23 protein-coding genes, 2 tRNA genes and 3 rRNA genes are annotated in these 24,035 nt (G+C 55.6%); 16 read left to right on the forward strand and 12 right to left on the reverse strand.

Annotated elements, in window-relative coordinates:
* Positions 1-293: 293 nt before the first annotated feature.
* The 6 genes from ACU6TU_RS01410 to ACU6TU_RS01435 all read left to right on the forward strand — a co-directional run bounded on the left by ACU6TU_RS01410 (position 294) and on the right by ACU6TU_RS01435 (position 6,390).
* A 16S ribosomal RNA gene (locus ACU6TU_RS01410) occupies positions 294-1,826 on the forward strand.
* A 142-nt stretch (positions 1,827-1,968) separates the two neighbouring features.
* Positions 1,969-2,045: transfer RNA gene (locus ACU6TU_RS01415), tRNA-Ile, on the forward strand.
* A gap of 126 nt (positions 2,046-2,171) precedes the next feature.
* A tRNA-Ala gene (locus ACU6TU_RS01420) sits at positions 2,172-2,247 on the forward strand.
* 279 nt (positions 2,248-2,526) lie between these two features.
* Positions 2,527-5,417: ribosomal RNA gene (locus tag ACU6TU_RS01425) — 23S ribosomal RNA — on the forward strand.
* A gap of 165 nt (positions 5,418-5,582) precedes the next feature.
* Positions 5,583-5,698: ribosomal RNA gene (gene rrf, locus ACU6TU_RS01430) — 5S ribosomal RNA — on the forward strand.
* Together the 16S, 23S and 5S rRNA genes with 2 tRNA genes alongside form the textbook arrangement of a ribosomal RNA operon.
* Before the next feature lie 116 nt (positions 5,699-5,814).
* A complete protein-coding gene (locus ACU6TU_RS01435; protein WP_447142829.1) occupies positions 5,815-6,390 on the forward strand; it encodes an isochorismatase family protein in 576 nt (191 codons plus the stop codon).
* Positions 6,391-6,424: 34 nt separating this feature from the next.
* Here the strand turns inward: ACU6TU_RS01435 and yaaA are convergent, their stop codons facing one another.
* Positions 6,425-7,210: a peroxide stress protein YaaA gene (gene yaaA / locus ACU6TU_RS01440; protein ID WP_447142830.1), complete on the reverse strand. Its 786-nt coding sequence runs from the start codon at positions 7,208-7,210 to the stop codon at positions 6,425-6,427.
* A 115-nt stretch (positions 7,211-7,325) separates the two neighbouring features.
* On the reverse strand, positions 7,326-8,357 hold the full coding sequence (locus ACU6TU_RS01445; RefSeq protein ID WP_447142831.1) for an NADP(H)-dependent aldo-keto reductase: 1,032 nt from the start codon (positions 8,355-8,357) through the stop codon (positions 7,326-7,328).
* Between the two features lie 49 nt (positions 8,358-8,406).
* On the opposite strand from ACU6TU_RS01445, the gene ACU6TU_RS01450 reads away from it, so the two are divergent.
* The 3 genes from ACU6TU_RS01450 to ACU6TU_RS01460 all read left to right on the forward strand — a co-directional run bounded on the left by ACU6TU_RS01450 (position 8,407) and on the right by ACU6TU_RS01460 (position 9,776).
* The gene (locus ACU6TU_RS01450) at positions 8,407-8,634 is read left to right on the forward strand and encodes a hypothetical protein (RefSeq protein ID WP_447142832.1); all 228 of its coding nucleotides are present in this window, start codon (positions 8,407-8,409) and stop codon (positions 8,632-8,634) included.
* A 45-nt stretch (positions 8,635-8,679) separates the two neighbouring features.
* The gene (locus ACU6TU_RS01455) at positions 8,680-9,168 is read left to right on the forward strand and encodes a tetratricopeptide repeat protein (RefSeq protein WP_447142833.1); all 489 of its coding nucleotides are present in this window, start codon (positions 8,680-8,682) and stop codon (positions 9,166-9,168) included.
* 95 nt (positions 9,169-9,263) lie between these two features.
* Positions 9,264-9,776: a hypothetical protein gene (locus tag ACU6TU_RS01460; RefSeq protein ID WP_447142834.1), complete on the forward strand. Its 513-nt coding sequence runs from the start codon at positions 9,264-9,266 to the stop codon at positions 9,774-9,776.
* Between the two features lie 13 nt (positions 9,777-9,789).
* On the opposite strand, the gene ACU6TU_RS01465 is transcribed toward ACU6TU_RS01460, so the two are convergent.
* From ACU6TU_RS01465 to ACU6TU_RS01485, 5 genes are all read right to left on the reverse strand, one after another.
* Positions 9,790-10,332, reverse strand: a complete 543-nt coding sequence (locus tag ACU6TU_RS01465; RefSeq protein WP_447142835.1) for an LOG family protein — start codon at positions 10,330-10,332, stop codon at positions 9,790-9,792.
* A 23-nt stretch (positions 10,333-10,355) separates the two neighbouring features.
* Entirely contained in the window at positions 10,356-10,877 is a 522-nt protein-coding gene (locus ACU6TU_RS01470) for a DUF501 domain-containing protein (RefSeq protein ID WP_447142836.1), read from the reverse strand.
* 30 nt (positions 10,878-10,907) lie between these two features.
* The gene (locus tag ACU6TU_RS01475) at positions 10,908-11,207 is read right to left on the reverse strand and encodes a hypothetical protein (RefSeq protein WP_447142837.1); all 300 of its coding nucleotides are present in this window, start codon (positions 11,205-11,207) and stop codon (positions 10,908-10,910) included.
* A 37-nt stretch (positions 11,208-11,244) separates the two neighbouring features.
* A complete protein-coding gene (locus ACU6TU_RS01480) occupies positions 11,245-11,646 on the reverse strand; it encodes an acyl-CoA thioesterase (RefSeq protein WP_447142838.1) in 402 nt (133 codons plus the stop codon).
* Positions 11,647-11,724: 78 nt separating this feature from the next.
* Positions 11,725-12,537: a hypothetical protein gene (locus ACU6TU_RS01485; RefSeq protein ID WP_447142839.1), complete on the reverse strand. Its 813-nt coding sequence runs from the start codon at positions 12,535-12,537 to the stop codon at positions 11,725-11,727.
* A 74-nt stretch (positions 12,538-12,611) separates the two neighbouring features.
* Here ACU6TU_RS01485 and ACU6TU_RS01490 point away from each other — a divergent pair, with 74 nt between their 5' ends.
* On the forward strand, positions 12,612-12,953 hold the full coding sequence (locus ACU6TU_RS01490; protein WP_447142840.1) for a hypothetical protein: 342 nt from the start codon (positions 12,612-12,614) through the stop codon (positions 12,951-12,953).
* Between the two features lie 34 nt (positions 12,954-12,987).
* On the opposite strand, the gene ACU6TU_RS01495 is transcribed toward ACU6TU_RS01490, so the two are convergent.
* Positions 12,988-13,467 (reverse strand): hypothetical protein, encoded by a 480-nt coding sequence (locus tag ACU6TU_RS01495; RefSeq protein WP_447142841.1) that lies wholly within the window; start codon positions 13,465-13,467, stop codon positions 12,988-12,990.
* Between the two features lie 52 nt (positions 13,468-13,519).
* Between ACU6TU_RS01495 and ACU6TU_RS01500 the strand changes: the two genes are divergently transcribed.
* Entirely contained in the window at positions 13,520-14,683 is a 1,164-nt protein-coding gene (locus ACU6TU_RS01500) for a MalY/PatB family protein (RefSeq protein ID WP_447142842.1), read from the forward strand.
* A gap of 25 nt (positions 14,684-14,708) precedes the next feature.
* On the opposite strand, the gene ACU6TU_RS01505 is transcribed toward ACU6TU_RS01500, so the two are convergent.
* Entirely contained in the window at positions 14,709-15,314 is a 606-nt protein-coding gene (locus ACU6TU_RS01505; protein ID WP_447142843.1) for a LysE family translocator, read from the reverse strand.
* A 98-nt stretch (positions 15,315-15,412) separates the two neighbouring features.
* Here ACU6TU_RS01505 and ACU6TU_RS01510 point away from each other — a divergent pair, with 98 nt between their 5' ends.
* Positions 15,413-16,810 carry an aminotransferase-like domain-containing protein gene (locus tag ACU6TU_RS01510; protein WP_447142844.1) on the forward strand — a complete coding sequence of 466 codons (1,398 nt, stop codon included), beginning with the start codon at positions 15,413-15,415 and terminating at the stop codon, positions 16,808-16,810.
* Between the two features lie 38 nt (positions 16,811-16,848).
* Here the strand turns inward: ACU6TU_RS01510 and ACU6TU_RS01515 are convergent, their stop codons facing one another.
* Positions 16,849-17,799: a tetratricopeptide repeat protein gene (locus tag ACU6TU_RS01515; RefSeq protein WP_447142845.1), complete on the reverse strand. Its 951-nt coding sequence runs from the start codon at positions 17,797-17,799 to the stop codon at positions 16,849-16,851.
* 94 nt (positions 17,800-17,893) lie between these two features.
* Between ACU6TU_RS01515 and ACU6TU_RS01520 the strand changes: the two genes are divergently transcribed.
* On the forward strand, positions 17,894-18,808 hold the full coding sequence (locus ACU6TU_RS01520) for a GNAT family N-acetyltransferase (protein WP_447142846.1): 915 nt from the start codon (positions 17,894-17,896) through the stop codon (positions 18,806-18,808).
* A 53-nt stretch (positions 18,809-18,861) separates the two neighbouring features.
* Here ACU6TU_RS01520 and ACU6TU_RS01525 read toward each other — a convergent pair whose 3' ends face one another.
* Positions 18,862-19,734, reverse strand: a complete 873-nt coding sequence (locus ACU6TU_RS01525) for a DMT family transporter (protein WP_447142847.1) — start codon at positions 19,732-19,734, stop codon at positions 18,862-18,864.
* A gap of 111 nt (positions 19,735-19,845) precedes the next feature.
* On the opposite strand from ACU6TU_RS01525, the gene ACU6TU_RS01530 reads away from it, so the two are divergent.
* Entirely contained in the window at positions 19,846-20,733 is an 888-nt protein-coding gene (locus tag ACU6TU_RS01530; protein ID WP_447142848.1) for a LysR substrate-binding domain-containing protein, read from the forward strand.
* A 71-nt stretch (positions 20,734-20,804) separates the two neighbouring features.
* On the opposite strand, the gene hisC is transcribed toward ACU6TU_RS01530, so the two are convergent.
* Positions 20,805-21,863 carry a histidinol-phosphate transaminase gene (hisC, locus tag ACU6TU_RS01535; RefSeq protein ID WP_447142849.1) on the reverse strand — a complete coding sequence of 353 codons (1,059 nt, stop codon included), beginning with the start codon at positions 21,861-21,863 and terminating at the stop codon, positions 20,805-20,807.
* Positions 21,864-22,072: 209 nt separating this feature from the next.
* On the opposite strand from hisC, the gene ACU6TU_RS01540 reads away from it, so the two are divergent.
* Positions 22,073-22,522, forward strand: a complete 450-nt coding sequence (locus tag ACU6TU_RS01540; RefSeq protein WP_447142850.1) for a copper resistance protein NlpE N-terminal domain-containing protein — start codon at positions 22,073-22,075, stop codon at positions 22,520-22,522.
* Between the two features lie 129 nt (positions 22,523-22,651).
* Positions 22,652-24,034: a DNA repair protein RadA gene (gene radA / locus ACU6TU_RS01545; RefSeq protein ID WP_447142851.1), complete on the forward strand. Its 1,383-nt coding sequence runs from the start codon at positions 22,652-22,654 to the stop codon at positions 24,032-24,034.
* Position 24,035: the final 1 nt, after the last annotated feature.

Consider the following 24,035-nt stretch of genomic DNA (forward strand, 5'->3'; position numbering starts at 1 on the left):
GAAATCGAAATCAGTCATTGACAAACACACAGGAATGCGTAGAATATGTCTTCCTCGCTGAGGCAAGTCATTCAGGTCATCGAATGGCACGGTTTAATAACCACCTCGCGGATGCTCTTTAAAAATTTGATCAGGTAATTCATGTGGGCGCTTGCCGATGAGGGTGATAAATCACCAAATATCAAGGCAAGCGGTCATGACAATGTAAATTGAAATGAATTCGTTTGAACCTTGAGCCAAGTTTGATTCGCTTTTGTTGCTTTAGAGTGACAAGTAAGAATCACAATGATTTTAAACTGAAGAGTTTGATCATGGCTCAGATTGAACGCTGGCGGCAGGCCTAACACATGCAAGTCGAGCGGTAACAGATCTAGCTTGCTAGATGCTGACGAGCGGCGGACGGGTGAGTAATGCATAGGAATCTACCCGGTAGTGGGGGATAACCTGGGGAAACTCAGGCTAATACCGCATACGTCCTACGGGAGAAAGGGGGCTTTGGCTCCCGCTATCGGATGAGCCTATGCCGGATTAGCTGGTTGGTGAGGTAATGGCTCACCAAGGCGACGATCCGTAGCTGGTCTGAGAGGATGATCAGCCACATCGGGACTGAGACACGGCCCGAACTCCTACGGGAGGCAGCAGTGGGGAATATTGGACAATGGGGGCAACCCTGATCCAGCCATGCCGCGTGTGTGAAGAAGGCCCTCGGGTTGTAAAGCACTTTCAGCGAGGAAGAACGCCTGTCGGTTAATACCCGGCAGGAAAGACATCACTCGCAGAAGAAGCACCGGCTAACTCCGTGCCAGCAGCCGCGGTAATACGGAGGGTGCAAGCGTTAATCGGAATTACTGGGCGTAAAGCGCGCGTAGGTGGCTTGATAAGCCGGTTGTGAAAGCCCCGGGCTCAACCTGGGAACGGCATCCGGAACTGTCAAGCTAGAGTGCAGGAGAGGAAGGTAGAATTCCCGGTGTAGCGGTGAAATGCGTAGAGATCGGGAGGAATACCAGTGGCGAAGGCGGCCTTCTGGACTGACACTGACACTGAGGTGCGAAAGCGTGGGTAGCAAACAGGATTAGATACCCTGGTAGTCCACGCCGTAAACGATGTCGACCAGCCGTTGGGTGCCTAGCGCACTTTGTGGCGAAGTTAACGCGATAAGTCGACCGCCTGGGGAGTACGGCCGCAAGGTTAAAACTCAAATGAATTGACGGGGGCCCGCACAAGCGGTGGAGCATGTGGTTTAATTCGATGCAACGCGAAGAACCTTACCTACTCTTGACATCTACAGAAGCCGGAAGAGATTCTGGTGTGCCTTCGGGAACTGTAAGACAGGTGCTGCATGGCTGTCGTCAGCTCGTGTTGTGAAATGTTGGGTTAAGTCCCGTAACGAGCGCAACCCTTGTCCTTATTTGCCAGCACGTAAAGGTGGGAACTCTAAGGAGACTGCCGGTGACAAACCGGAGGAAGGTGGGGACGACGTCAAGTCATCATGGCCCTTACGAGTAGGGCTACACACGTGCTACAATGGCCGGTACAAAGGGTTGCCAACTCGCGAGAGTGAGCGAATCCCTTAAAGCCGGTCTCAGTCCGGATCGGAGTCTGCAACTCGACTCCGTGAAGTCGGAATCGCTAGTAATCGTGAATCAGAATGTCACGGTGAATACGTTCCCGGGCCTTGTACACACCGCCCGTCACACCATGGGAGTGGACTGCACCAGAAGTGGTTAGCCTAACGCAAGAGGGCGATCACCACGGTGTGGTTCATGACTGGGGTGAAGTCGTAACAAGGTAGCCGTAGGGGAACCTGCGGCTGGATCACCTCCTTAAACGATGCATCCTCCTCGCGGTAAGCGCTCACAATGAATTACCTGATCAAGTAATAGAGCAAACGGAAAAGCACTACTTTCTCTGATATTGACATCAGTGAGTGGGTCTTTAGATCGATTGGCTAGGCGCTACCATGCAAATGGGTCTGTAGCTCAGTTGGTTAGAGCGCACCCCTGATAAGGGTGAGGTCGGCAGTTCAAGTCTGCCCAGACCCACCATTTGCCTTGATGGCCAGATAGCTCAGTTGGTTAGAGCGCACCCTCTGACGTTGAATAAAGAGAAGGGTGAGGTCGGCAGTTCAAGTCTGCCCAGACCCACCATTTACGTCGGTAAGTCTGTAAAATGGGGCCATAGCTCAGCTGGGAGAGCGCCTGCCTTGCACGCAGGAGGTCAGCGGTTCGATCCCGCTTGGCTCCACCATCTTTTGTAGCATTAATCACCGTTTGTTGTTTTGTGACCATTGATAAGCCGAAGCATCCAAGATGTGTTGTCTTATCACTGTTCATCGAACAGTCGCTCTTTAACAATATATCAAGCTGATAAGGTTCTTTTAAGAACGCGATCCATCACCGTCTTTATGACGCTGTTGTAGATCACGAACGTGAAAGAACCATGTACGTAATAAATTGTTATGTGATACGTCTCAAGCGTATCCGGCAATCGTTGTCATTGCGAACCCCAGACTCCTTCGGGTTATAGGGTCAAGCAATGAAGCGCACACGGTGGATGCCTAGGCAGCCAGAGGCGATGAAAGACGTGGAAGCCTGCGATAAGGCTCGGCGAGGTGGCAAACAACCTGTGACCCGGGCATTTCTGAATGGGGAAACCCACTCATCACAAGATGAGTATCCTGCACTGAATCCATAGGTGACAGGAGGCGAACCAGGGGAACTGAAACATCTAAGTACCCTGAGGAAAAGAAATCAACCGAGATTCCCCTAGTAGCGGCGAGCGAACGGGGACCAGCCCTTAAGCATGTGACTGATTAGGCGAATGCGCTGGGAAGCGCGGCCATAGCGGGTGATAGCCCCGTAGTCGAAAATCTGATCATGTGAAATCGAGTAGGTCGGGGCACGAGAAACCTTGACTGAAGACGGGGGGACCATCCTCCAAGGCTAAATACTCCTGGCTGACCGATAGTGAACCAGTACCGTGAGGGAAAGGCGAAAAGAACCCCGGAGAGGGGAGTGAAATAGACCCTGAAACCGTGTGCGTACAAGCAGTCGGAGCGGACTTGTTCCGTGACGGCGTACCTTTTGTATAATGGGTCAGCGACTTATATTCTGTGGCGAGGTTAACCGTATAGGGGAGCCGTAGCGAAAGCGAGTCTTAACTGGGCGCACCAGTCGCAGGGTATAGACCCGAAACCGAGCGATCTATCCATGAGCAGGGTGAAGATTGAGTAACATCAATTGGAGGCCCGAACCAGGATCTGTTGAAAAAGATTTGGATGACTTGTGGATCGGAGTGAAAGGCTAATCAAGCTCGGAGATAGCTGGTTCTCCTCGAAAGCTATTTAGGTAGCGCCTCATGTAGCACCACCGGGGGTAGAGCACTGTTTCGGCTAGGGGGTCATCCCGACTTACCAACCCGAGGCAAACTCCGAATACCGGTGAGTGACGCGTGGGAGACACACAGCGGGTGCTAACGTCCGTTGTGAAAAGGGAAACAACCCAGACCGTCAGCTAAGGTCCCGAAATCCTGATTAAGTGGGAAACGATGTGGGAAGGCTCAGACAGCTAGGAGGTTGGCTTAGAAGCAGCCATCCTTTAAAGAAAGCGTAATAGCTCACTAGTCGAGTCGGCCTGCGCGGAAGATGTAACGGGGCTAAATCAGGTACCGAAGCTACGGGTTCATCCTCTGGATGAGCGGTAGAGGAGCGTCGTGTAAGCCAATGAAGGTGGATTGAGAAGTCTGCTGGAGGTATCACGAGTGCGAATGCTGACATGAGTAACGATAAAGGGCGTGAAAAACGCCCTCGCCGGAAGACCAAGGGTTTCTGTTCGACGCTAATCGGAGCAGAGTGAGTCGGCCCCTAAGGCGAGGCCGAAAGGCGTAGTCGATGGGAAACGGGTCAATATTCCCGTACCGGACATGATTGCGATGGGGGGACGGAGAAGGCTAGGTGAGCCAGGCGTTGGTTGTCCTGGTGAAAGTGAGTAGGCTTGTGTCCCAGGTAAATCCGGGAGACTTCAAGGCCGAGACACGAAACGAACTGACCACGGTCAGGAAGTCATTGATGCCACGCTTCCAGGAAAAGCCTCTAAGCTTCAGATCATGTGCGACCGTACCCCAAACCGACACAGGTGGTCAGGGAGAGAATCCCAAGGCGCTTGAGAGAACTCGGGTGAAGGAACTAGGCAAAATGGTGCCGTAACTTCGGGAGAAGGCACGCCGGCGTAGGGTGAAGAGACTTGCTCTCCTAGCCCGAACCGGTCGAAGATACCAGGTGGCTGCAACTGTTTAGTAAAAACACAGCACTCTGCTAACGCGCAAGCGGACGTATAGGGTGTGACGCCTGCCCGGTGCCGGAAGGTTAAGTGATGGTGTTATCTTCGGAGAAGCTCTTGATCGAAGCCCCGGTAAACGGCGGCCGTAACTATAACGGTCCTAAGGTAGCGAAATTCCTTGTCGGGTAAGTTCCGACCTGCACGAATGGCGTAATGATGGCCACGCTGTCTCCACCCGAGACTCAGTGAAATTGAAATCGCCGTGAAGATGCGGTGTACCCGCGGCTAGACGGAAAGACCCCGTGAACCTTTACTATAGCTTCACACTGGACGCTGATGTTGCCTGTGTAGGATAGCTGGGAGGCTTGGAAACCCGGACGCCAGTTCGGGCGGAGCCAACCTTGAAATACCAGCCTGGCATCATTGGCGTTCTCACTCAGGTCCGTTATCCGGATCGAGGACAGTGTGTGGTGGGTAGTTTGACTGGGGCGGTCTCCTCCCAAAGAGTAACGGAGGAGCACGAAGGTACCCTCAGCACGGTCGGACATCGTGCAATGAGTGCAAGAGCATAAGGGTGCTTGACTGCGAGACAGACACGTCGAGCAGGTGCGAAAGCAGGTTCTAGTGATCCGGTGGTTCTGTATGGAAGGGCCATCGCTCAACGGATAAAAGGTACTCCGGGGATAACAGGCTGATACCGCCCAAGAGTTCACATCGACGGCGGTGTTTGGCACCTCGATGTCGGCTCATCACATCCTGGGGCTGAAGTCGGTCCCAAGGGTATGGCTGTTCGCCATTTAAAGTGGTACGCGAGCTGGGTTTAGAACGTCGTGAGACAGTTCGGTCCCTATCTGCCGTGGGCGTTGGATGTTTGAGAAGGGCTGCTCCTAGTACGAGAGGACCGGAGTGGACGCACCTCTGGTGTTCCGGTTGTCACGCCAGTGGCATTGCCGGGTAGCTAAGTGCGGACGGGATAACCGCTGAAAGCATCTAAGCGGGAAGCCCCCTTCAAGATGAGACATCCCTGAGGCCTAGAGCCTCCTGAAGGGCCCAGCGAGACCAGCTGGTTGATAGGCACGGTGTGGAAGCGCTGCAAGGCGTTGAGCTAACGTGTACTAATAGCCCGTGAGGCTTGACCCTATAACACCCAAGGGGTCTGGTCGCAGTGATAACGATGCTCGAAAGAGCAAAGCCGGATACGCAAGAGACGATCACAGTGCATAAGTAAAAGCGCGGACAATTTAAGAACACGTACAGCGCAGGTCATCAATAGCCTGCGCATCAGCTTGATATAGACCAGTTACGCCTGACGACCATAGCGAGCGGGAACCACCTGATCCCTTGCCGAACTCAGCAGTGAAACCGCTTAGCGCCGATGGTAGTGTGGGGTCTCCCCATGCGAGAGTAGGTCATCGTCAGGCACTTATACCGCAAAAAACCCAGCCATCCGGCTGGGTTTTTTGTTTTTGGGGTGGAGTCAAAAATCATCACCGCTTATGCTGATCATTGACTTAATATGACCACCTAAGGTGAGTGCATGCGCATACAACGAGAAAAAAGTCTGTTGTTGATGGTCGACTTTCAGGCAGGTCTGTTACCGGTCATCAAGGGAGGCTTTCAGGCGGTTGAAGAAGCCAGTTGGCTGGGAGGATTGGCTAACCTTCTGAAAATACCTGTGTGGTTGACCGAGCAGAATCCCGAAAAACTGGGTGGCAGCGCCCCCTCTTTACTGGAACGTCTTGGCGAGTATCAGGTCTGGCAAAAAGTGCATTTCAGCGTGATGGAAGAGGCTGATTTCCATCAGGCTTTAGCCGAATCAGGCAAAACGCAGATTGTGCTTTGCGGTACCGAAGCTCACATCTGTGTCATGCAGACGGCGTTAGGGCTGCTGGACGCAGGCTATGAAGTGTTCTGGTTGACGGAAGCAACGGCCAGTCGTCGTCGCAAAGAAGCTAAACTGGCCAGGCAGCGGGCTTGTGCTAACGGTGCAGAAGCCGTCACGGCTGATATGGTGGCCTATGAGTGGCTGTATCGTTGCGATACCGCTGAGTTCAGGCAGGCACATCAGCAGTTTTTAAAACCACGTTCAGCACGCCCTGTACCATTCAATTAATATGTTGCGACGTGCCCCCTTATAAGACTGTCGATTAGCTGGGACGATCGGCCTCACGACGGATGAAAACGAACGTATTCCCCTCCGAAGAGGCCGCGTCAAACCGGTAGCCTGCCACATCAAACGCCTTTAATTCATCCGGTGTATTCAGTTTTTCGCGAATGATCCAGGCGCTCATCAGGCCACGTGCTTTTTTTGCATAAAAGCTGATAATTTTGATCTTGCCGTTTTTCTCATCCTTGAAAACGGGTGTAATGATTTGAGCATCCAGCGATTTAGCATCAATAGCCTTGAAATACTCATTGGACGCAAGATTCACCAGCACCTGAGAGCCGCTTTCCGCGATGGCGTTGTTTAACGCAGCGGTTAGCGTGGGTTTCCAATAGGTGTAAAGATCCTTGCCTGCCGGGTTTGGCAGCTTGGTGCCCATTTCCAGACGGTAGGGCTGAATCAGATCCAAGGGTTTTAGCAAACCATAAAGACCTGACAGTATTCGCAGGTGTTGTTGAGCAAACGCATTTTCCTGCTCGTTGAACGTATTAGCCTCAAGCCCTGTGTAGACATCTCCCTGAAACGCCTGCGCTGCTGGCTTGGCATTCTCCAGATCAAAGGGAGGTTGCCACTGGGAAAAGCGCGCTGCATTCAAGCCAGCAAGTTTGTCGCTGATGCCCATGAGCTCGCTAAGTTGTTGAGGAGAGTAATCGCGAAGAATATCAATCAGTGCCTGGCTGTGCTCTAGAAAACTGGGCTGAGTTACCTGGTCTGTGGTTGCTGGTGTTTCAAAATCGAGGGTTTTGGCCGGTGATATTACACTGAGCATGACGTGTTCCTGTGTCTGGGATGGAGTCCGAGGGGGAGTTATCGGTTGGACAGTCCATGCGAGTATATCAAGCCCCGACGTCAAGCCGAGGCTATCAGGTTGATAGTCTGGTCTATCAGGGGCAGGGATTGGGCATTTGATGGTGAATACGGTCGATGGCGTCCAACACCTCATCATCAAGTTTCAAGCTTTCACTTGCCAGGTTACTTTCCAGTTGCTCCATTGTGGTTGCGCCGATTATATTGCTGGTCAGAAAGCTTCGTGTATTGACGAATGCCAGTGCCATCTGCGCTGGGTCTAACCCATGTTGCTGGGCAAGTTCGACATAGGCCTGGGTAGCAGTTTCAGCTTCTGATGACGTATAGCGGCTGAAACGCTCGAAGAGTGTCAGGCGCCCCTTCGGTGGTCGAGCACCATGTAAGTATTTACCCGACAGTACGCCAAACCCAAGCGGTGAATAAGCCAGCAGCCCAACGTCTTCACGGTGTGCGATTTCCGCCAGCCCGACTTCAAAGGTACGGTTGAGCAGGTTATAGGGGTTTTGCACAGAGGCAACTCTTGGGAGATCGAGTCGGTCAGCCAGCTCGAGAGACTTCATGACGCCCCACGGCGTGTCGTTGGAGAGACCAATAGCGCGTATCTTGCCGGCGTCTACCAGCTCTTTAAGCGCGCTCAAGGTTTCTTCCAGCGGGGTAGCGTTTTCGTCTTCGTGATGGGTGTAGCCCAGCTTACCGAAGAAATTGGTTTTGCGTTCAGGCCAGTGAAGTTGATAAAGATCGATATAGTCGGTATTCAGACGTTCCAGGCTAGCATCAATGGCCTGATGGATATGCTTGCGTGTCAGACGTGGGCCGCCGCGAATATGATCAAGCCCTGGTCCGGTCACTTTACTGGCAATAATGACATCATCGCGGGTGCTGCGCTGTTTAAGCCAACTGCCGATGTAACGCTCAGTCAGCCCTTGAGTGTTTGCCTGGGGAGGTACTGGGTACATTTCAGCAGTATCAATGAAGTTAATACCGAAAGCGACAGCGCGATCCAGTTGTTCGTGAGCTTCAGCTTCCGTGTTCTGTTCACCGAAGGTCATTGTACCTAAGCATAAACGGCTAACCTCCATGCCGGTTTTACCAAGGGGGCGTGTCTGCATTGTTTTCTCCTAACGAACAGTGGAACAAATATGGGGCCAAAATCATTACGTGGAAAAGGAAACTTGCCTTGCTCAGTCGCGTGGCATTACGCTTATTCTGCTGGCGTTTCAGATAGTTTCCGACACTTTCTATTGGCATGTTAACGAGGCGCTGGCAAGGCAGCAAATTCCTGGGGTTGAGTCCTTGCGCTGGCAGGCGTATGCTTGCCAGCCCATTTGCTGGCACACCGGCATTGGCTGGTTTTTCGCGTGGTCAGGTTGCCCGTTGGTCGATTGATTGGCATCCTTTCCGAGGTTAACTCAACAGGCAAGGTGGTCTGCCATGCCACAGGCATCATCTTTGTTTACTCGGCTTGAATACCGAGTTGCTGACCGGCTGTTTCATACTCGCTGGTTACTGCCACATTCGCCGCGCACCCAGCGTCTGACGCTGCGCTTGATGAAGCGTTGTGCCGAAGCGGGGCACCCGGATGCGTTATCTGTTTATGGACATATGCTGTTTCACCGTAGCTCGTCGCCGCAGGATAAAGCACGTGGCGCTCGTTACGTGGTGGAGGCCGCCCATGCCGGTGATATTAAAGCGCAATATCAGGTCGCACAAATTTATGAACACGGCTGTGCGCAGTATCCGCGCCGTGATGAGTATGCAGTGACCTGGTACGCCAGAGCGGCAGAAGCGGGGCACTTTCTGGCGGCAGAGCGTCTTGCTCATGCATACCGTCAGGGTCAGCTAGGGTTAGCTGTGGATGCTGAACAATCGGCATTCTGGCAAAACCTGGCGGATCAGTGTGCAAACCATCAGGTATCCTGACAGATATCCTGGTCATTAGCATGGCTAGTTGACCGTAAACCTCCGCCGGATTGTTGGCGTTATGTCACTGTTGTTGTGTGTAGATGGGGAAGTCCGTGTCCGAGACGCTACCGACATTATTGGATATAGAAGCGTCCGGGTTCGGGCGCGGTAGCTACCCGATCGAGGTGGGGATTGCCCGCACCGACGGAAGCAGCTGCGCATTCCTTATTCAGCCTCTGGAGGAATGGACGCATTGGGATCCCAAAGCGGAATTACTGCATGGGATTTCACGTCAGCGGTTGCAGCGTGAAGGGTACCCGGTGCGCCAGGTGGCGCTATGGATCAATGATGAGTTGAGCGCGCTGGGTAAAGCTTACAGTGACAGCTGGGGTTACGATAACACTTGGCTGTCACTATTGTTTCATCACGCGGGCATCATACCGGGCTTCCGGCTGGAGGCCCTGCGCATTCTGCTTAGTGAAGAACAGCTCGCCTTATGGAGTGACACCAAGGAAGCGATCATTGCGAATCAAGGCATTCAACGCCATCGTGCCGGTGACGATGCGCGGTTATTGCAATTGACGTATGAGCGTACTCGCGCCCTTGTTCAAGGGCGCGCTTCATAGTGCTCCTGCCGGTTTAAAGCTGCGCTTCGATGGCTTCCAGCAGGGTGAGCGGTGTTTCAGCGTCAAGCAGCATCTCGCGTGTTGTCGTCCCCAGAAAACCCTGATCAACGGTATTGTCGAGAAAACTCAGTAGCGGCGTATAGAAGTCATTGATATTGAGTAAGCCGATAGGCTTGTCGTGCAGACCAAGGTAACCCCAGGTCCATATCTCGAACAGCTCCTCAAGCGTCCCGATGCCGCCGGGCAAGGCGATAAAACCGTCAGCCTGGGAAGCCATGGTTGCCTTGCGTTCGTGCATATCACGAACACGAATCAGCTCCGTCAAACCGTAGTGTGCCTGTTCCCGCTCCACCAGATGATCCGGCATTACGCCGATGGCTTTGCCACCGGCATTCAGCGTGGCATTGGCCAATTCTCCCATCAAGCCAATTCTGGCTCCTCCGTAAACCAACGTATGCCCGCGTTCAGCGAGCTGGTTACCTAGCTGTGTAGCGGCCTCCTGAAAGACAGGGCTGCTGCCTGCTCTTGAACCGAGATAAACACAGATTCGTGACATGTCTTTTCCTTCTCTCACCGTCGCTAGTCAAGGCAACGATCAATCTGGTGCGTGGTATCCATCCATTGGCCAATCACATTATAGCGACCCAGGTGGTGGGCATATTGTGTGTGCAGGCAGCGCACCTGATCCCAGTTGGTAATGCCACCGACGCCGCGTTCCGTTAGCACCGACTCGTAGCCACGTTGCGCCACATCGGCTTTTTGATCCTCTGTCATATGTTGCCAGCGCTCAGCGACATAGTCGCGATGACTCTGATGATAGGCTGCCAGGAAGTCAGCATCCGCCTGAAGATCCTGCTCTAGCAGTTTGATGGCCCCCGCTGCCTCAAGATGTGATATAGCGACTTTAAGGCGTTCTGAGCAGAGCCAATACAGGGTAGGAAAAGGTTTGCCGTCGACAATGGGCGCCATGCGTAAAACAAGTGGCGTACCTTTGCCATCCGTGGCTGCAACCGCCTCAATTCCGCGTGGGGCGCGGCCAAGCTGTTGGGCAATAATCTCAAGTTCATGCTCACTGGGAGCATGATCGGTGCGAATGATCATGGCAGTGTTTTTATGCTCCTGAATGGACGGTCAGCGATCGTCCTGAACAAATTTGTTGGATTTGCCTACGGCTCGGAAAAAGCACCGGTTCAGTTGCTCCGGAGTAGGGACATAACACCAGGTACGCTCGCAGTATTCCGCGCCGCGAGCGATCAGGGCTTCGTATAAACGGTTGAACGGCGCATCGTAATCGTACGGGTCCGCGCCGGACAAGCGGATATGAGGATAATCCGCAAAGCGCTCAATAAAATAGTGCTCAAGGTCAGCTTCAACAGCGTTATGCTGTGCCTTGTTATCGGGATCTATCCACAGATTGTAGCGGATTGCCATAAGGCGGCTCTCGGTTGGCGTCCGATGATAGAAATGCTTATTCCGGCGCATCCTGAAGGTGAGCTTCCAGTGCCTGACGGAGTTGGCCTTCGATCGGGACGGCTTTTTTGGCCTGATGGTCATATTGTAGCAATACTGTATGACCTAGGTTAGCGAGTTTCCCAAGTTGGCGTGCTTCCTGGGTGACGGTAAAGGAGCTATTGCCCAGACGGGTCAGATAAGTACGAATTTCGATATCGTGGCCATAGAAGAGTTCAGCGCGATAATCAACTTCCATACGGGCCATGATCAAACGCCACTTCTGGGGAGACAGGTCCGGCGTGAAAAGTTTGAAAATATCGTTGCGCGCGAGCTCGAACCAGGCCGGTAAACGGGTATTGTTGATGTGTCCCAGGGCGTCGGTATCGTAAAAAGCCGGTTCAATCGTTCGTGTAAACATGATGGTGTCCTGTGGTGGGTTCATAATGGCAAACGTTCTGTTAAGCCTGATTAATCATTCACCCAAGCAAACGCTTGGTCAAGTCGCAGAACGTCGTGCCTGCCACCACTGTTGCCAGCGCATCCAGCCCAATAGCCACAAAGTAGCGACAGTAAACCCCGCCAAGGTGCCAGCGACCAGACCCCAGGCGGTATAGGTCAGAGATACACATAGGGTATAGCTGAGTAACGCACCAAGCCCCATTGGATAGTGCTTGATCACTGTCGCTGCCGGTGCGGCGCCATAACTGCCATGCAGAATCATCAGAAAAGGCAGCATGGTGACCGGAAAGGCGGCCAGTGTGCCAGCCCAGGCAGCGGGCACCCAGTGAGCCATGGCCGTAATCACAAAAATCATCAAGGTTGCAAGCCCAGCACGAATGCCCAGAGCTGACCATGACAGCGTGTCGCTGGCGTTAACGCGAGTTTCTGGAACACGACGATATAACCAGGTAAACACACCAATGGCCACTAAGGTGACCAGTGTTCCACTCACGCGCGTGAAGGCAATATGCGATAGCAGCCAACCGACGACAATCCAGGCACTCAAACCGCCCAGGCAGCCCATCGCAACGCCTTTTATGCCATCCTGACGACCACAGACGAGATAGCCACCGCCCAGGGCCAGCGTAGCGGTGAACCCTGCCAGGGTATGAACAGCACTCTGTGTGGCAAAAGCGGGCGAGATCTCCAGGCCGATAAAAAACAGTGCCAGAGCGGTACCTAGCGGATACCCTGCCAATAATCCCGCCACGCGAGGGCTGGCACGTACCGCCACCATGCCAAGCCCGAGAACTAACCCGATCGATATCAACAGTTTGCCAAGTTGCCAGATCAGAGGAACGTCTGCCATCGTTTATCCTTGGTACATTAAAATGATATTGCCGCCAGGTGTTGTTGGCCATCATGTCGATGAGGACACGTCATATGCCTTCTTCTCTTCCTTTTGCGCCGCCGCCAGCCCCGGAAGGTTGTGAGCTATGTGGGCGAACGGAAGCATTAACCAAACATCACTTGATACCGCGTGCGCTGCACAACAAGCCCCGTTACCGCAAACGTTATTCCCGGGAAGAGCGCTTGACGGCCATCGCTTGGCTGTGTCGGCCATGCCACAAGCATATTCACCGACTTTACAGTGAGCGCGAACTGGCGGACTGTTTGAATAGCATTGACGCTTTACGTCACGATGCCGACATTCATACGTTTGTTGAATGGCTGGCCAGTAAGCCTGTTGGTTTCAAACCCAAAGCCCGGCGGCGCAAGCGTTAATAGCTATTTTGTTCACGCCAGGCGTAGCCCTTGTTCACACCAGACGCAGCCCTTGCTGATCCTGCCAGGCGGCCTGAAGCGGTATTTCCAATGGGGCCTGCAGATGAGCAGGCAGGGCCTTGAAAGCATCGTCGGCACTTTCAAACGTACGGTTGCGCAACCAGCAATAGGCCCAGGCACAGGCCTCTGCTTCACTGTCAGGGGTTGGCCTGGCGGGCATCTGGTTGAGCAGGAATACCGCAGTACGTGGCGCCCAGAGGGGAATGTTCTCGCCACTCGACGCCTGGCACCAGGCTTCGAACGTGTTGCCGTCAGGGGTTTTGTCGGGTGCGCCCAGTTTTGCCACGCGTGCGGTTTCCGCGAGTATCAGGGCGAGGCGGTCATGGTCGGCCTGGCCGAGTGACAGCCACTGGCGGAGTAACGCCGGCATTCCGCTGCGTACCAGCGCATAAAAATCGCGCTGGGGAGCGTGACTTGCCGATGTACTCTGTTGTTGGTCATTATCTTGCGGCATGCTGATAAAGGCTCTCTTTAATAAACGCGTTTTTGAACGACAAGGACAGACGATGATGTTCGATTTTGCCACGCCCGTCGAGCGACGCCACCCTGCCGGTGGCTGGCGTTCCCAAAAATGGCACCGCTATGGCGAAGATGTATTGCCGCTCTGGGTGGCCGATATGGATTTTGCCGCCCCGCCCGTTGTGGTGGAGGCGCTCAGACAGCGTGTTGACCATGGTGTCTACGGCTACGGGCTAGTGCCGGATAGCCTGAAAGACGCGTTATGTGCCTGGAGTGCCACCCATTACGGCTGGCAGATTCAGCCGGAATGGCAGCAATGGCTGCCTGGCGTCGTGCCAGCGTTGCATCTGGCGAGTCTGGCTCTGACGGAGCCCGGTGACGGCGTGTTGACGATTACACCGATCTATCCCCCCTTTCTGGCGGTGGCCGAGCGTACCGGCAGGGTAGCACAGCAAGCCGCCATGGCGCCGCCAAGTGATGAGGGTGATGATTGGCAGCTTGACCTTATAGCGCTGGAAGCCGCTATTACACCAAAAACGCGTCTACTGCTGTGGTGTCAGCCGCATAACCCGACCGGTCGAGTCTGGCGTCACGACGAACTCGCAGGATTGGCGGTGTTGGTGGAACACCATGATTTATATGTGGTTTCCGATGAGCTGCACTGCGATTTACTGCTTGACGAAGGCGCCCTGCACCAGCCATTGGCGGCCGCCTTCCCGGAACTCGCGCATCGCACCATCACGCTTTGGGCACCGTCAAAGACATTCAATCTGGCCGGATTAACCGCTGCCTGTGCGGTGACTCCTAACCCCGCCCTGCGCGAGCGTTTTGCCAAATCCATCAAAGGTTTGCTGCCGGATGGCAATGTGATGGGGCTGGCGGCGGCGGAGGCGGCCTACCGGGACGGTGATCCCTGGCGCCAGGCGCTGCTGGACGTGCTGCGCGGTCACCGCCAGACCATCAGCGAATACGTGGAGAACTGGCCGGGTGTGCAGTTTCATGCGCCGCAATCCACCTATCTTGCCTGGCTGGATATGCGTCAGGCAGGTTTGGGTGATGCCCCCCACGAAACCTTGCTCAAGAAAGCCGGTGTCGCGCTTTCCAACGGCGCCGATTTTGGCCAACCAGGCTTTGTGCGGCTGAATTTTGGCACCACGGCGACGCAGCTTGAAGAAGCGCTCAAGCGGATGGATCAAGTGTTAAGACGGTAAAAGAGAGCCGCTGAACCCAGAAGTATCAGCTCAGAATCATCCATACACAGGCTGCCGTCAGTGCGCCCATGGTGATGTTGAAACGTCGCCAGGCGCGGTCAGTACGAATTTTCTGACCGATGACGCTGCCAAAGGCAGCCCATAACGCACAGCAGGGCAGGGCAACCAGCTCGGCAAATCCGACCAGCAGCAGCGCATTGAACCAGGCATTTCCGTCGGGAGGAAGAAAGCCTGCGATCAGCGCCAGCCCCATCACCCATGCCTTGGGGTTGGCAAACTGAAACAGCGCGGCCTGCCAGAAGGTCAGCGGGCGGCGAGTCACGTCAGTGTTCAGGTCGGGTGGTGGTGCGGTGGCAATTTTCCAGGCCAAGTAAAGCAGATAGGCGCTGCCTGCCCAGCGCAGTGCCAGTTGAAGGCTGGGATGCTTCTCGAACAGAACGCCCAGGCCCATGGCGATACCGGCAAACAGCAAAAAACAGCCACCCACGATACCGAGCAGGTGCGGTAGGGTGCGCCGAAAGCCAAAGTTAGCCCCCGAGGCGGTCAGCATCAGATTATTAGGGCCGGGTGTCAGTGTCATCGACATCATGTAAAGCGCGGCGGGGCCAAGAAGTACCCATTGACTGATCATTTTTTTGTACCCATACAATTATGTGATTTTAGGCTGCAATTCAGGCGTTTTGTCAGCATAATAGGGTTAAAATTTACGTCAAAGGTTTTATTGTCACCATGACAATCTGGGTTCCTGAACTGTCAGCCTATACGGGGCCTCGCTATCGGGCGATTGCCGCAGCGATTGGTGATGCCATTAACGCAGGCCATCTGCAGCCCGACGAAAAGCTTCCCCCGCAGCGACGACTGGCGGATGCATTGGGCGTCACCATTGGAACGGTGACACGTGGTTACGCGGAAGCTGAGCGGCATGGCTGGGTTACGGCACGCGTAGGAAGCGGCACCTATGTGATGGGGCATCGTGACACCAGGGTATTTCAAATGCCGCATGTCGCCAGCGTAAGTGAAGAGGGGCAAATTGATTTAAGTCTCAGTCTTCCGCCCCCTCACCCATTGCGTCAGCAGGGGTTGGCATCGGCCTTGGCCGCGATCAGCCAATCCTCTGATGCGCTGGAACGCTGTGTAAGCTACCAGTCAGCTCAAGGGAGTTCCGCGCAGCGCCAGATCATCAGTGAGTGGATGGCAACGCTGGGTTTCCCGTTGTCGGCCGATGACCTCCTGATCACTCAGGGAGGGCAGCACGGCGTACAGCTTAGTTTGCAGGGATTACTGCGGCCGGGGGAATTAGTCGCAGCCGATGCGCTGACCTATCCAGGCTTGATGAGTGCCGTGCGGCAATTACATCTCAAACTGGTAGGTATTCCCTTCGATGATGAAGGCATGAGTATTGAAGCGCTAAAAGCCCAGTGTGAGCGTCAGCCGCCACGTCTGGTGTATCTGACACCGGATCAAAACAATCCGACCGGTGTGACGTTGAGTCTTGAACGCCGCGAAGCCATTATTGCGCTCGCTCGGGAATACGATTTCTGGCTATTGGAAGACGCGGTCCAGTATCTGTCGGCGGAACAGCGCTTGACGCCACTCTACCATTTGGCACCTGAACGCACTCTATTCGTGTTCAGTACGGCCAAAGTCTTGGCGGGAGGGTTGCGCATTGGCGTGCTGCGAGCGCCGCCGTCTCTGCTCGAGCGTTTAACCCAGGCTCTGCGTGCCCAGAACTGGATGGTGCCGCCGCTGTTGGTGGATGTGGCTTGCCATTGGGTCACGCAGAACGCCATGCGGGAACTGCTTGCCTGGCAAAGCGAAGAACTGAAGGCGCGACAGGCGCTGGCGAGGACATTATTGGCGGGGTTTACTCTGCGTTCAAAAGACGGCGGAAGTAACCTGTGGCTGATGCTTCCTGAAGGCTTCCGGGCCGTGGCTTTCAGCGAGCAGCTGAAGACCCAAGGCTTACTGGTGACCAGTGCCGAGCCTTTCTGCGTCGGCAACGCACACGCTCCCCAGGCAATTCGCTTATGCCTGGGGGCTGCCCGTGATCAGGAAACTCTGCGGCGTGGGTTGCTGATTGTGCGCCGTTGTCTTGAGGCGGGGCCGGTTGCCAGCCCCACGCTGTGAATCCTGACGGCTTTAATCGTTACTGTCTAGGCCGTGAATCAATACAGCAGCGCGAACAGTTTGCGTCGATAGGTGACCGTCAACGGATGCTCGGCACCCAGCGCATCAAATACCTGCAGCAGGGTTTTACGTGCGGCATCGTCGCTGTAGCTGCGGTCGCTTTTCATCAGGGCCAGCAAGCCTTCCAGCCCCTGCTCATAATCGCCATCAGCGACCTGACGTAACGCCCGCTGGAAGCGAGCTTCGCTATCGTCACGCCCTTCCAGCGCGGCAATCTCTTCATGGGATAACGCTTGTTCGGCGAACTCGATACTGGCGCGAACGCCGCGCGCTGGCGCCGCGTCACGCTCTTCCGGCGGCAGGTTGTCCAGTACGCTGCGCGCCTCATCGCCACGGCCTTCGGCAACCAGCGCCTTGGCAAGCCCCACCTGATAGGCATAATGCTCTGGGTACTCGGACGTCAGGGCCTGGTAATGTTCGCGAGCGGTGGCCGCATCGCCTGCTTTCAGTGCCTCTTCGGCCAGTTCCTCAGGCGTGGCGGGGGCATCTTCCGGGGCCTGGAAGTAACGCCCTAACCATTCGCGGATGTCTTTTTCCGGCAGCGCACCCTGGAAGCTATCCACCAGGCCGCCTTGGCTGACGAGTTTGACATCCGGCACGGAGCGCACGCCGAGCTGGCCTGCGATTTCCGGATTGGCTTCGATATCCAGTTTGGCGAGGATAAAAGCGCCACCGTATTCCAACGCCAGTTTTTCGAGAATTGGCATCAGGTTCTTACAGGGTTGGCACCAGGTTGCCCAGCAATCAAGCAGCACCGGTACCTGCATGGAGGCTTCCAGCACCTGCTGGATATTGCTGGCATCCACATCAATGATAACGTCTTCACGACGAACGCCTTGCGCCGCCGTCGAAGACGAGGTGTTATCGGTATCGTCTGGTGTGATAGGCGCGGTTAACGTCTCACCGGTACGTGGATCAATGATTGACATGTCAGCACTCTGATAAAGGGGAATTTAGCTAGGATATGCAGGCACAGACGGCAGGATTCAAGGTATCGCAAGAAAAATCACAACGGGAGGGTGGGTGAACAATCGTGAGGAGTGGCAGGATCAGCTGCTGGAATGCCCGGCACAACATCGCCAAGAGGCACTGTTGTCCTTAGCGGCGGCTCAAAATAGGGCAGGCCGACAGGCGCTGGCGTCTGCGGTTCAGGCATTTACTCAGCAGCCTTCGCCGGATTGGAGCGGGTTGCTGTGCCACGCAGACCCTTCTTCCATGAGGGCCGTCTGGGTACAGCCGTTTCCGGGGAGTATGGCGCAGCTATGGCAGCCGCAGGGTGATGATGCAATAACGCAAGCCCTGTTGCAGGCCGCCCGTGCCTGGGTGGATGCGCACGCGATACGCTTATGCCATACCCTGGTGACGCCAGAGCAACAGGCTCAGGCACTGCCTTTGAAAACGGCTGGCATGCAGCTTATTTCCCCTCTGCACTACCTGACGATGTCGGTTCAGACTCCTCCGGCCAAGCCCACTGAACTGACCCTGCGACCCTGGTGTGAACTGGGCGAGCTCGCCGCGCTGTCACTGATCAAACAGGTTCAGGTGGAGTCGCTGGATAGCCCGCTGGTCTGTCAGGCGCTGGGCTCGAAGGGGTTGCTGGAAGGCTTTTATCGCCAGTCACCCGAAGGCGATCGGCATTGGTTCAGTCTTCATCACGCCAGCCAGCCTGATGCGCCGGTGGGAGCATTGTTGATGGCCCCTCGCTCGGCACATAAGGGTATAGAGGTCATGCTGATGGGGCTGGTGCCCAGCATGCGAGGGCAAGGGCTGGGGCGCGATATTCTGCAAGCGGCCTTGCGCTATGCAGAAAAAACCGGCGCAGAACGGGTGATGTTAACGGTGGATGCCACTAATACACCCGCCAGGCAGCTGTATGAACGCGAAGGGTTTCACTGTTACCACCAGGAAGATATTTATGCCTGGACGTACTTGTCATGAAACCTGCAAAACGTGTGAGGCCTGTCGCCGAGATGCCTTCCTGTGGCAGCTGTTTAACGGCTGGCCTGCAGACAGCCGCTAACCACCAGAAGCCCGGCGATGGGTAGATTCCATTCCAACGGCGTTGCGCCGGTGAGTACCAGCAAGCCAGCGGCGAGAATCGGGACGCCGTAAGCCAGGCTGCCAATGGTGCTGCTTGGCCCGCCGCGCAATGCCTTATCCCACGCCACCATGGCAATGCCGAAAGGGCCCAGTCCTAGCGCAATACCTGCCCACAGCGCGTTATCGCTGGGTAATGTCAGGCGTCCTTCCAGCACCCAGGTGGCAATGGCGCTTAACAGGCTGGCAATAAACAGTAAGCGCGGCAGATGTGGGGTCAGAACGACCGGTGACGCCTGACCCACCCATGAATAAAGCGCCCAGCAGAGAGCGGCCATTAGCGCAAAGCCGTAGCCATTCAGTGAAGCGTTATCAAAGGCAACACCCTGCTCCGGTAGCATCAGCAGTGCCGCCCCTGCGAAAGCAATCAAGGCGCCGCTGAGGCTTTTCAGCCTGATTTTTCCCAGCGCCGCCCATTGGCTTAACAGCACGAACAGCACCGGCCAGGTGTAAGTGATCAAGGCGGCTTCTGACGCGGGCGCCTGGCGCATGCCGATGAAGTAACTGCTGACCGCCCCAAGAATCAACAACGGCACGCCCAGCCATACACTGATTCGCCAGCCCAGGCCGGTGTTCTGGCGAGGCGTCTTACTGCCGAGAGGCAGTGTCGCCAGCGCACCGGCCAGCAAGGTCAGCGTGGTCAGGCTGAGTGGAGAGGCACTACGCGCCTGTTCGGCCAGCAGCGGTGCCGTTGCCCATAGTGCGATCGCCAGAATGGCGGCCGAAATGCTGATGGGATATAGCCCAATACTGCGCGTGAGTTGCATGTGTCTCTCCTTGGGTGAATGAAGGCTCTGAAGCAATGCGCTGAGCATAATGGCTAGTCATTCATCACAAAAACGATCATTATTGATATAAACCATCAAGAATTGTGATGTATGCGAGCCAGAACCTTTGATCTCACCCTGCTGCGGACCCTTGTTGCGATTGCCGACACTGGCAGTATTACAGCAGCGTCCCGGCGATTGGCCTTCAGCCAGTCGACTATCAGCATGCAGTTGAAGCGGTTGGAAGCGCAGCTGGAGATGCGCCTGCACGAGCGCGAAGGACGACAGGTACGTTTTACCGCTGAAGGTGAGCGCTTACTTACTCATGCAAGGCGGCTATTGGCCCTAAATGATGAAACCTGGCAGGACATGCAGGCACGCCAGGTAAGTGGCGAGCTGAAGCTGGGGATTCCGGAAGATTATGCGTCGCTGCTGCCGTCGGTGTTTTCCTATTTTAACCAGCTTTATCCCGGGGTCGGGCTGGAAGTGATCTGTGGTGTGAGTTCCGATCTGGTCGAGCGGGTGCGAGAGGGGGATCTGGATTTGGCGCTAGTCACTCGCCAGCGCAACTCGCCAGGCGGAGAAGTAATTCGCCGCGAACCGCTGCTCTGGGCGGTCGGTTTGAGCTACCAACCGCTGTTGAGTGACCCCTTGCCGCTGGCGCTTTATACCCGTGGGGCAGATGTTTTTCGGGAAGTGGCGGAACAGGCTTTGCAAAGCGCGGGCCGGCGTTGGCGGGTTGCTTATACCAGTCAGTCGATGACAGGGCTGGCGCCTATCGCCATGGCGGGGTTGGCGATTGTTGTGGTAACGCGCAGCATGCTGACACCCAGCCTGAAGCCGCTGGATGAAAGCAGTGGTTTGCCGCCACTGCCATCGATCGAGCTGGCGCTACATCGGGCGCCGCATCGTCCCTCAGAACCGGCGCGGCGTCTGGCTGAACTGATACACGAACAGCTGGCCGACAGGGGCGACCTGGCGGCCAGCCAGACGTTGTAAGAAAACTGCCTGCGCTCGCTGACTTTTCGTATAAAGCCTGATGTGGCCGGGGGTGTAATGCCGACAACGGCTTACACCAGCGCCTCCAGCGCCTCGATCAGTGAGTCCATTTCATCGTCAGTACCGATGGTAATGCGCAGAAAGTTGCTTAGCCCCGCTTTATTGAAATGACGCACTAGAATGCCGCGTTCACGCAGCCCCGCAAACAGCTGCGCGCCATCGTGATCCGGGTGTTGAGCAAGCACAAAGTTGGCGTTAGAGGGGAGAACCTCAAACCCCATTGTTTCAAGACGCTGGCGGGTGCGCTCGCGGGTAGTGATGACGTGCTCGCGACACGCCTCAAAATGCTCGTCATCTTCCAGTGCGGCAATGCCCACGGCGCTGGCCAGGCTGTCGACCGGGTAAGAATTGAAGGAATCCTTGACGCGCTGCAAGCCGTCGATCAGCTCAGGCGACCCCATGGCGTAGCCCAGACGAAGCCCCGCCAGGCTGCGTGACTTGGAAAAAGTACCGGTCACCAGCAGGTTAGGGTAACGCTCAATCAGCGTCACCGCACTTTCGGCACCAAAATCCACATACGCTTCATCGACGAGCACCACGCGGTCCGTCACTTTACTGAGCAACGTCTCCAATGCCTCAAGCGAATGGGCATGGCCGGTGGGTGCGTTAGGATTGGCGAAAATCACGCCGCTGCGCGGTTGTGGCTGGCTCAAGGCATCAAGGTCGACTTCCCACTCTGGCGTCAGCGGGTGCTGGCGCAATTCGATGCCATAAAGGTTGGCGTAGACAGGGTAGAAACTGTAAGTGATCGAGGGGACATCCAGGGGCGCGCCGTGGCAGAAAAACGCCTGAAAAGCGAACGCCAGTACTTCATCCGAACCGTTTCCCACGAACACCTGATGCACATCAACGCCATATACGCGCGCCAGTGACGTACGCAACGCCATTGATGCCGGGTCCGGATAGAGGCGCAAATGATCCGTCGAGAACTCTCTCAACACCTTGCCAACACCGGGCGCGGGTGGGTAAGGGTTTTCATTGGTGTTTAGCTTGATAAGCCGCTCAGCCGGTTGTTCACCCGGTACGTAAGGCGTCAGCGATTGAACGGCAGGGCTCCACAATTGGCTCATTGGGATTTCCTGGCTGGCAAAAAAATCGATAGTCTTCATGGTCGCTTGACGTTACTTAAAGCGCAAGCATTGTTATGGTTTGGGGTGGGCGTTGCACCTTGTAGCGGTTATGCTGTCTTATGCGCTGAATAGAGTTGACTCGCATTGCGCTTGCTTTGAGCGCACGCATTCACACGTTAAACCAAGCATGGAAACCCAAGGAGAGAATCATGCCGCTTAAAAATTTATTCGTCGGTACGGCCATGCTGGCCTTGCTTGCCGGCTGTGCGTCACAAGGGCCGATGGATCAGAGCACTGGGGGCTATGAACCCACTGAAGTCAATTATATGGGCAGCTTGCCGTGCCGCAACTGCGATGGTATTGATCTGGACGTTCTGCTGAAAGGTGAAGAAATGCAGGCGCCGGAAGCGCGCACTTTCACACTCAGTGCGACCTACCGCAATCACCCGCAGAACCCACCTGCTGAAAATTATGCAGGTAACTGGGAAGTGCTGACGGGCACGCCTTCCAACCCGGATGCGACGGTTTACGAGCTGACGCCGGATGGTGAAGGTCAGACATATTACTTCCTGCGCATTGACCCGCAGACGCTTGAACTGATCGATCCTGAGCGCCGTCGCTTTGAAAACAGCGAACGCCTGCGTCTTCAGCGCCAATAAGCCGGTATCAGGCAGGCGTTGTTAACGCATTGAAAGAAAAAGAAAAAGGCGGCCTCGGCCGCCTTTTATATGTTTCAGCCCGCAAAACGGGCCACCTGATTAATACGATGGAATCCCGGGAGCACGCCAGTGGCTAAAGCCAAAAGCGCCTTTGTCTGCACGGAGTGCGGAGCTGAGTATCGTAAGTGGCAGGGGCAATGCAGCAGCTGCCAGGAATGGAATACCCTCAGCGAAGTGCGTCTTGCTCCGGCTCGCCCCGGCGCTGCCAGTGCCACGTCCGGCAGTCCGGCTCGCGGAGGATATGCAGGTGCCTTATCCCGAGAGGTGGTTGACCTTGGCAGTGTCGATTTAAGTGAGGTGCCACGCCTGAGCTCGACGTTCAACGAGTTTGACCGTGTATTAGGGGGCGGGCTGGTGCCGGGTTCGGCGGTGCTTTTAGGGGGCCATCCAGGGGCAGGTAAGTCCACACTGCTGTTGCAGACGGCCTGTAAGCTGGCCCAGCAGCGGCGCGTACTGTATGTCACCGGGGAGGAATCCCTGTCGCAGGTTGCGATGCGCGCTCACCGGCTGCAGTTGCCTACCCAGGGGCTAAAAATGCTTGCTGAAACCAGCATCGAAACGATTCTGGCGGTTGCCGAGCGGGAAACCCCTGAAATTCTGATTATCGATTCTATCCAGACCATGCACCTGGAAGATATCAGCTCGGCCCCTGGCGGCGTGGCGCAGGTGCGCGAGTCAGCGGCGGCATTGACACGCTTCGCCAAACACAGCAACACCGTGCTTCTGCTGGTAGGGCATGTCACCAAGGATGGTAGCCTGGCCGGCCCCAAGGTGCTGGAGCACATGATTGACGCCTCGCTGCTGCTGGAGGGCGGAGCGGACTCACGCTTTCGTACCCTGCGCGGGCAGAAAAACCGCTTCGGGGCAGTCAATGAACTGGGGGTTTTCGCCATGCTGGAGCAAGGGCTCAAGGAGGTGAAAAACCCCAGTGCGATTTTTCTCTCCCGCCAGGAGGAGCAGGCGCCCGGCAGCCTGGTGATGGTGGTTTGGGAAGGCACGCGCCCGATACTGGTGGAAGTGCAAGCGCTGGTGGATGAGTCAGCGCTGGGCAACCCGCGCCGCGTAGCCGTGGGGCTCGACCCGAATCGTCTGGCCATGCTGTTGGCGGTGCTTAACCGCCACGGGGGGCTTTTTACCGGCGATCAGGACGTGTTTCTCAACGTGGTCGGGGGCGTCAAGGTGCTGGAAACCAGCGCTGATCTCGCGGTATTACTGGCGGTGGTGTCAAGCCTGCAGAATCGAGCCTTGCCCAAAGAATTGGTGGTATTCGGTGAAGTGGGGTTATCCGGTGAAATTCGCCCCGTGCCCAGTGGTCAGGAGCGAATCACCGAAGCCGCCAAACACGGTTTTACGCGGGCCATCGTCCCGCGCGCCAACGCCCCCAAAAAGACGCCCCAAGGCATGGAAGTGATTGCGGTCGATAAGCTTTCGGATGCCCTTGATGCCCTGTAAT

This window comes from Halomonas sp. LS-001 (genome assembly GCF_052983955.1).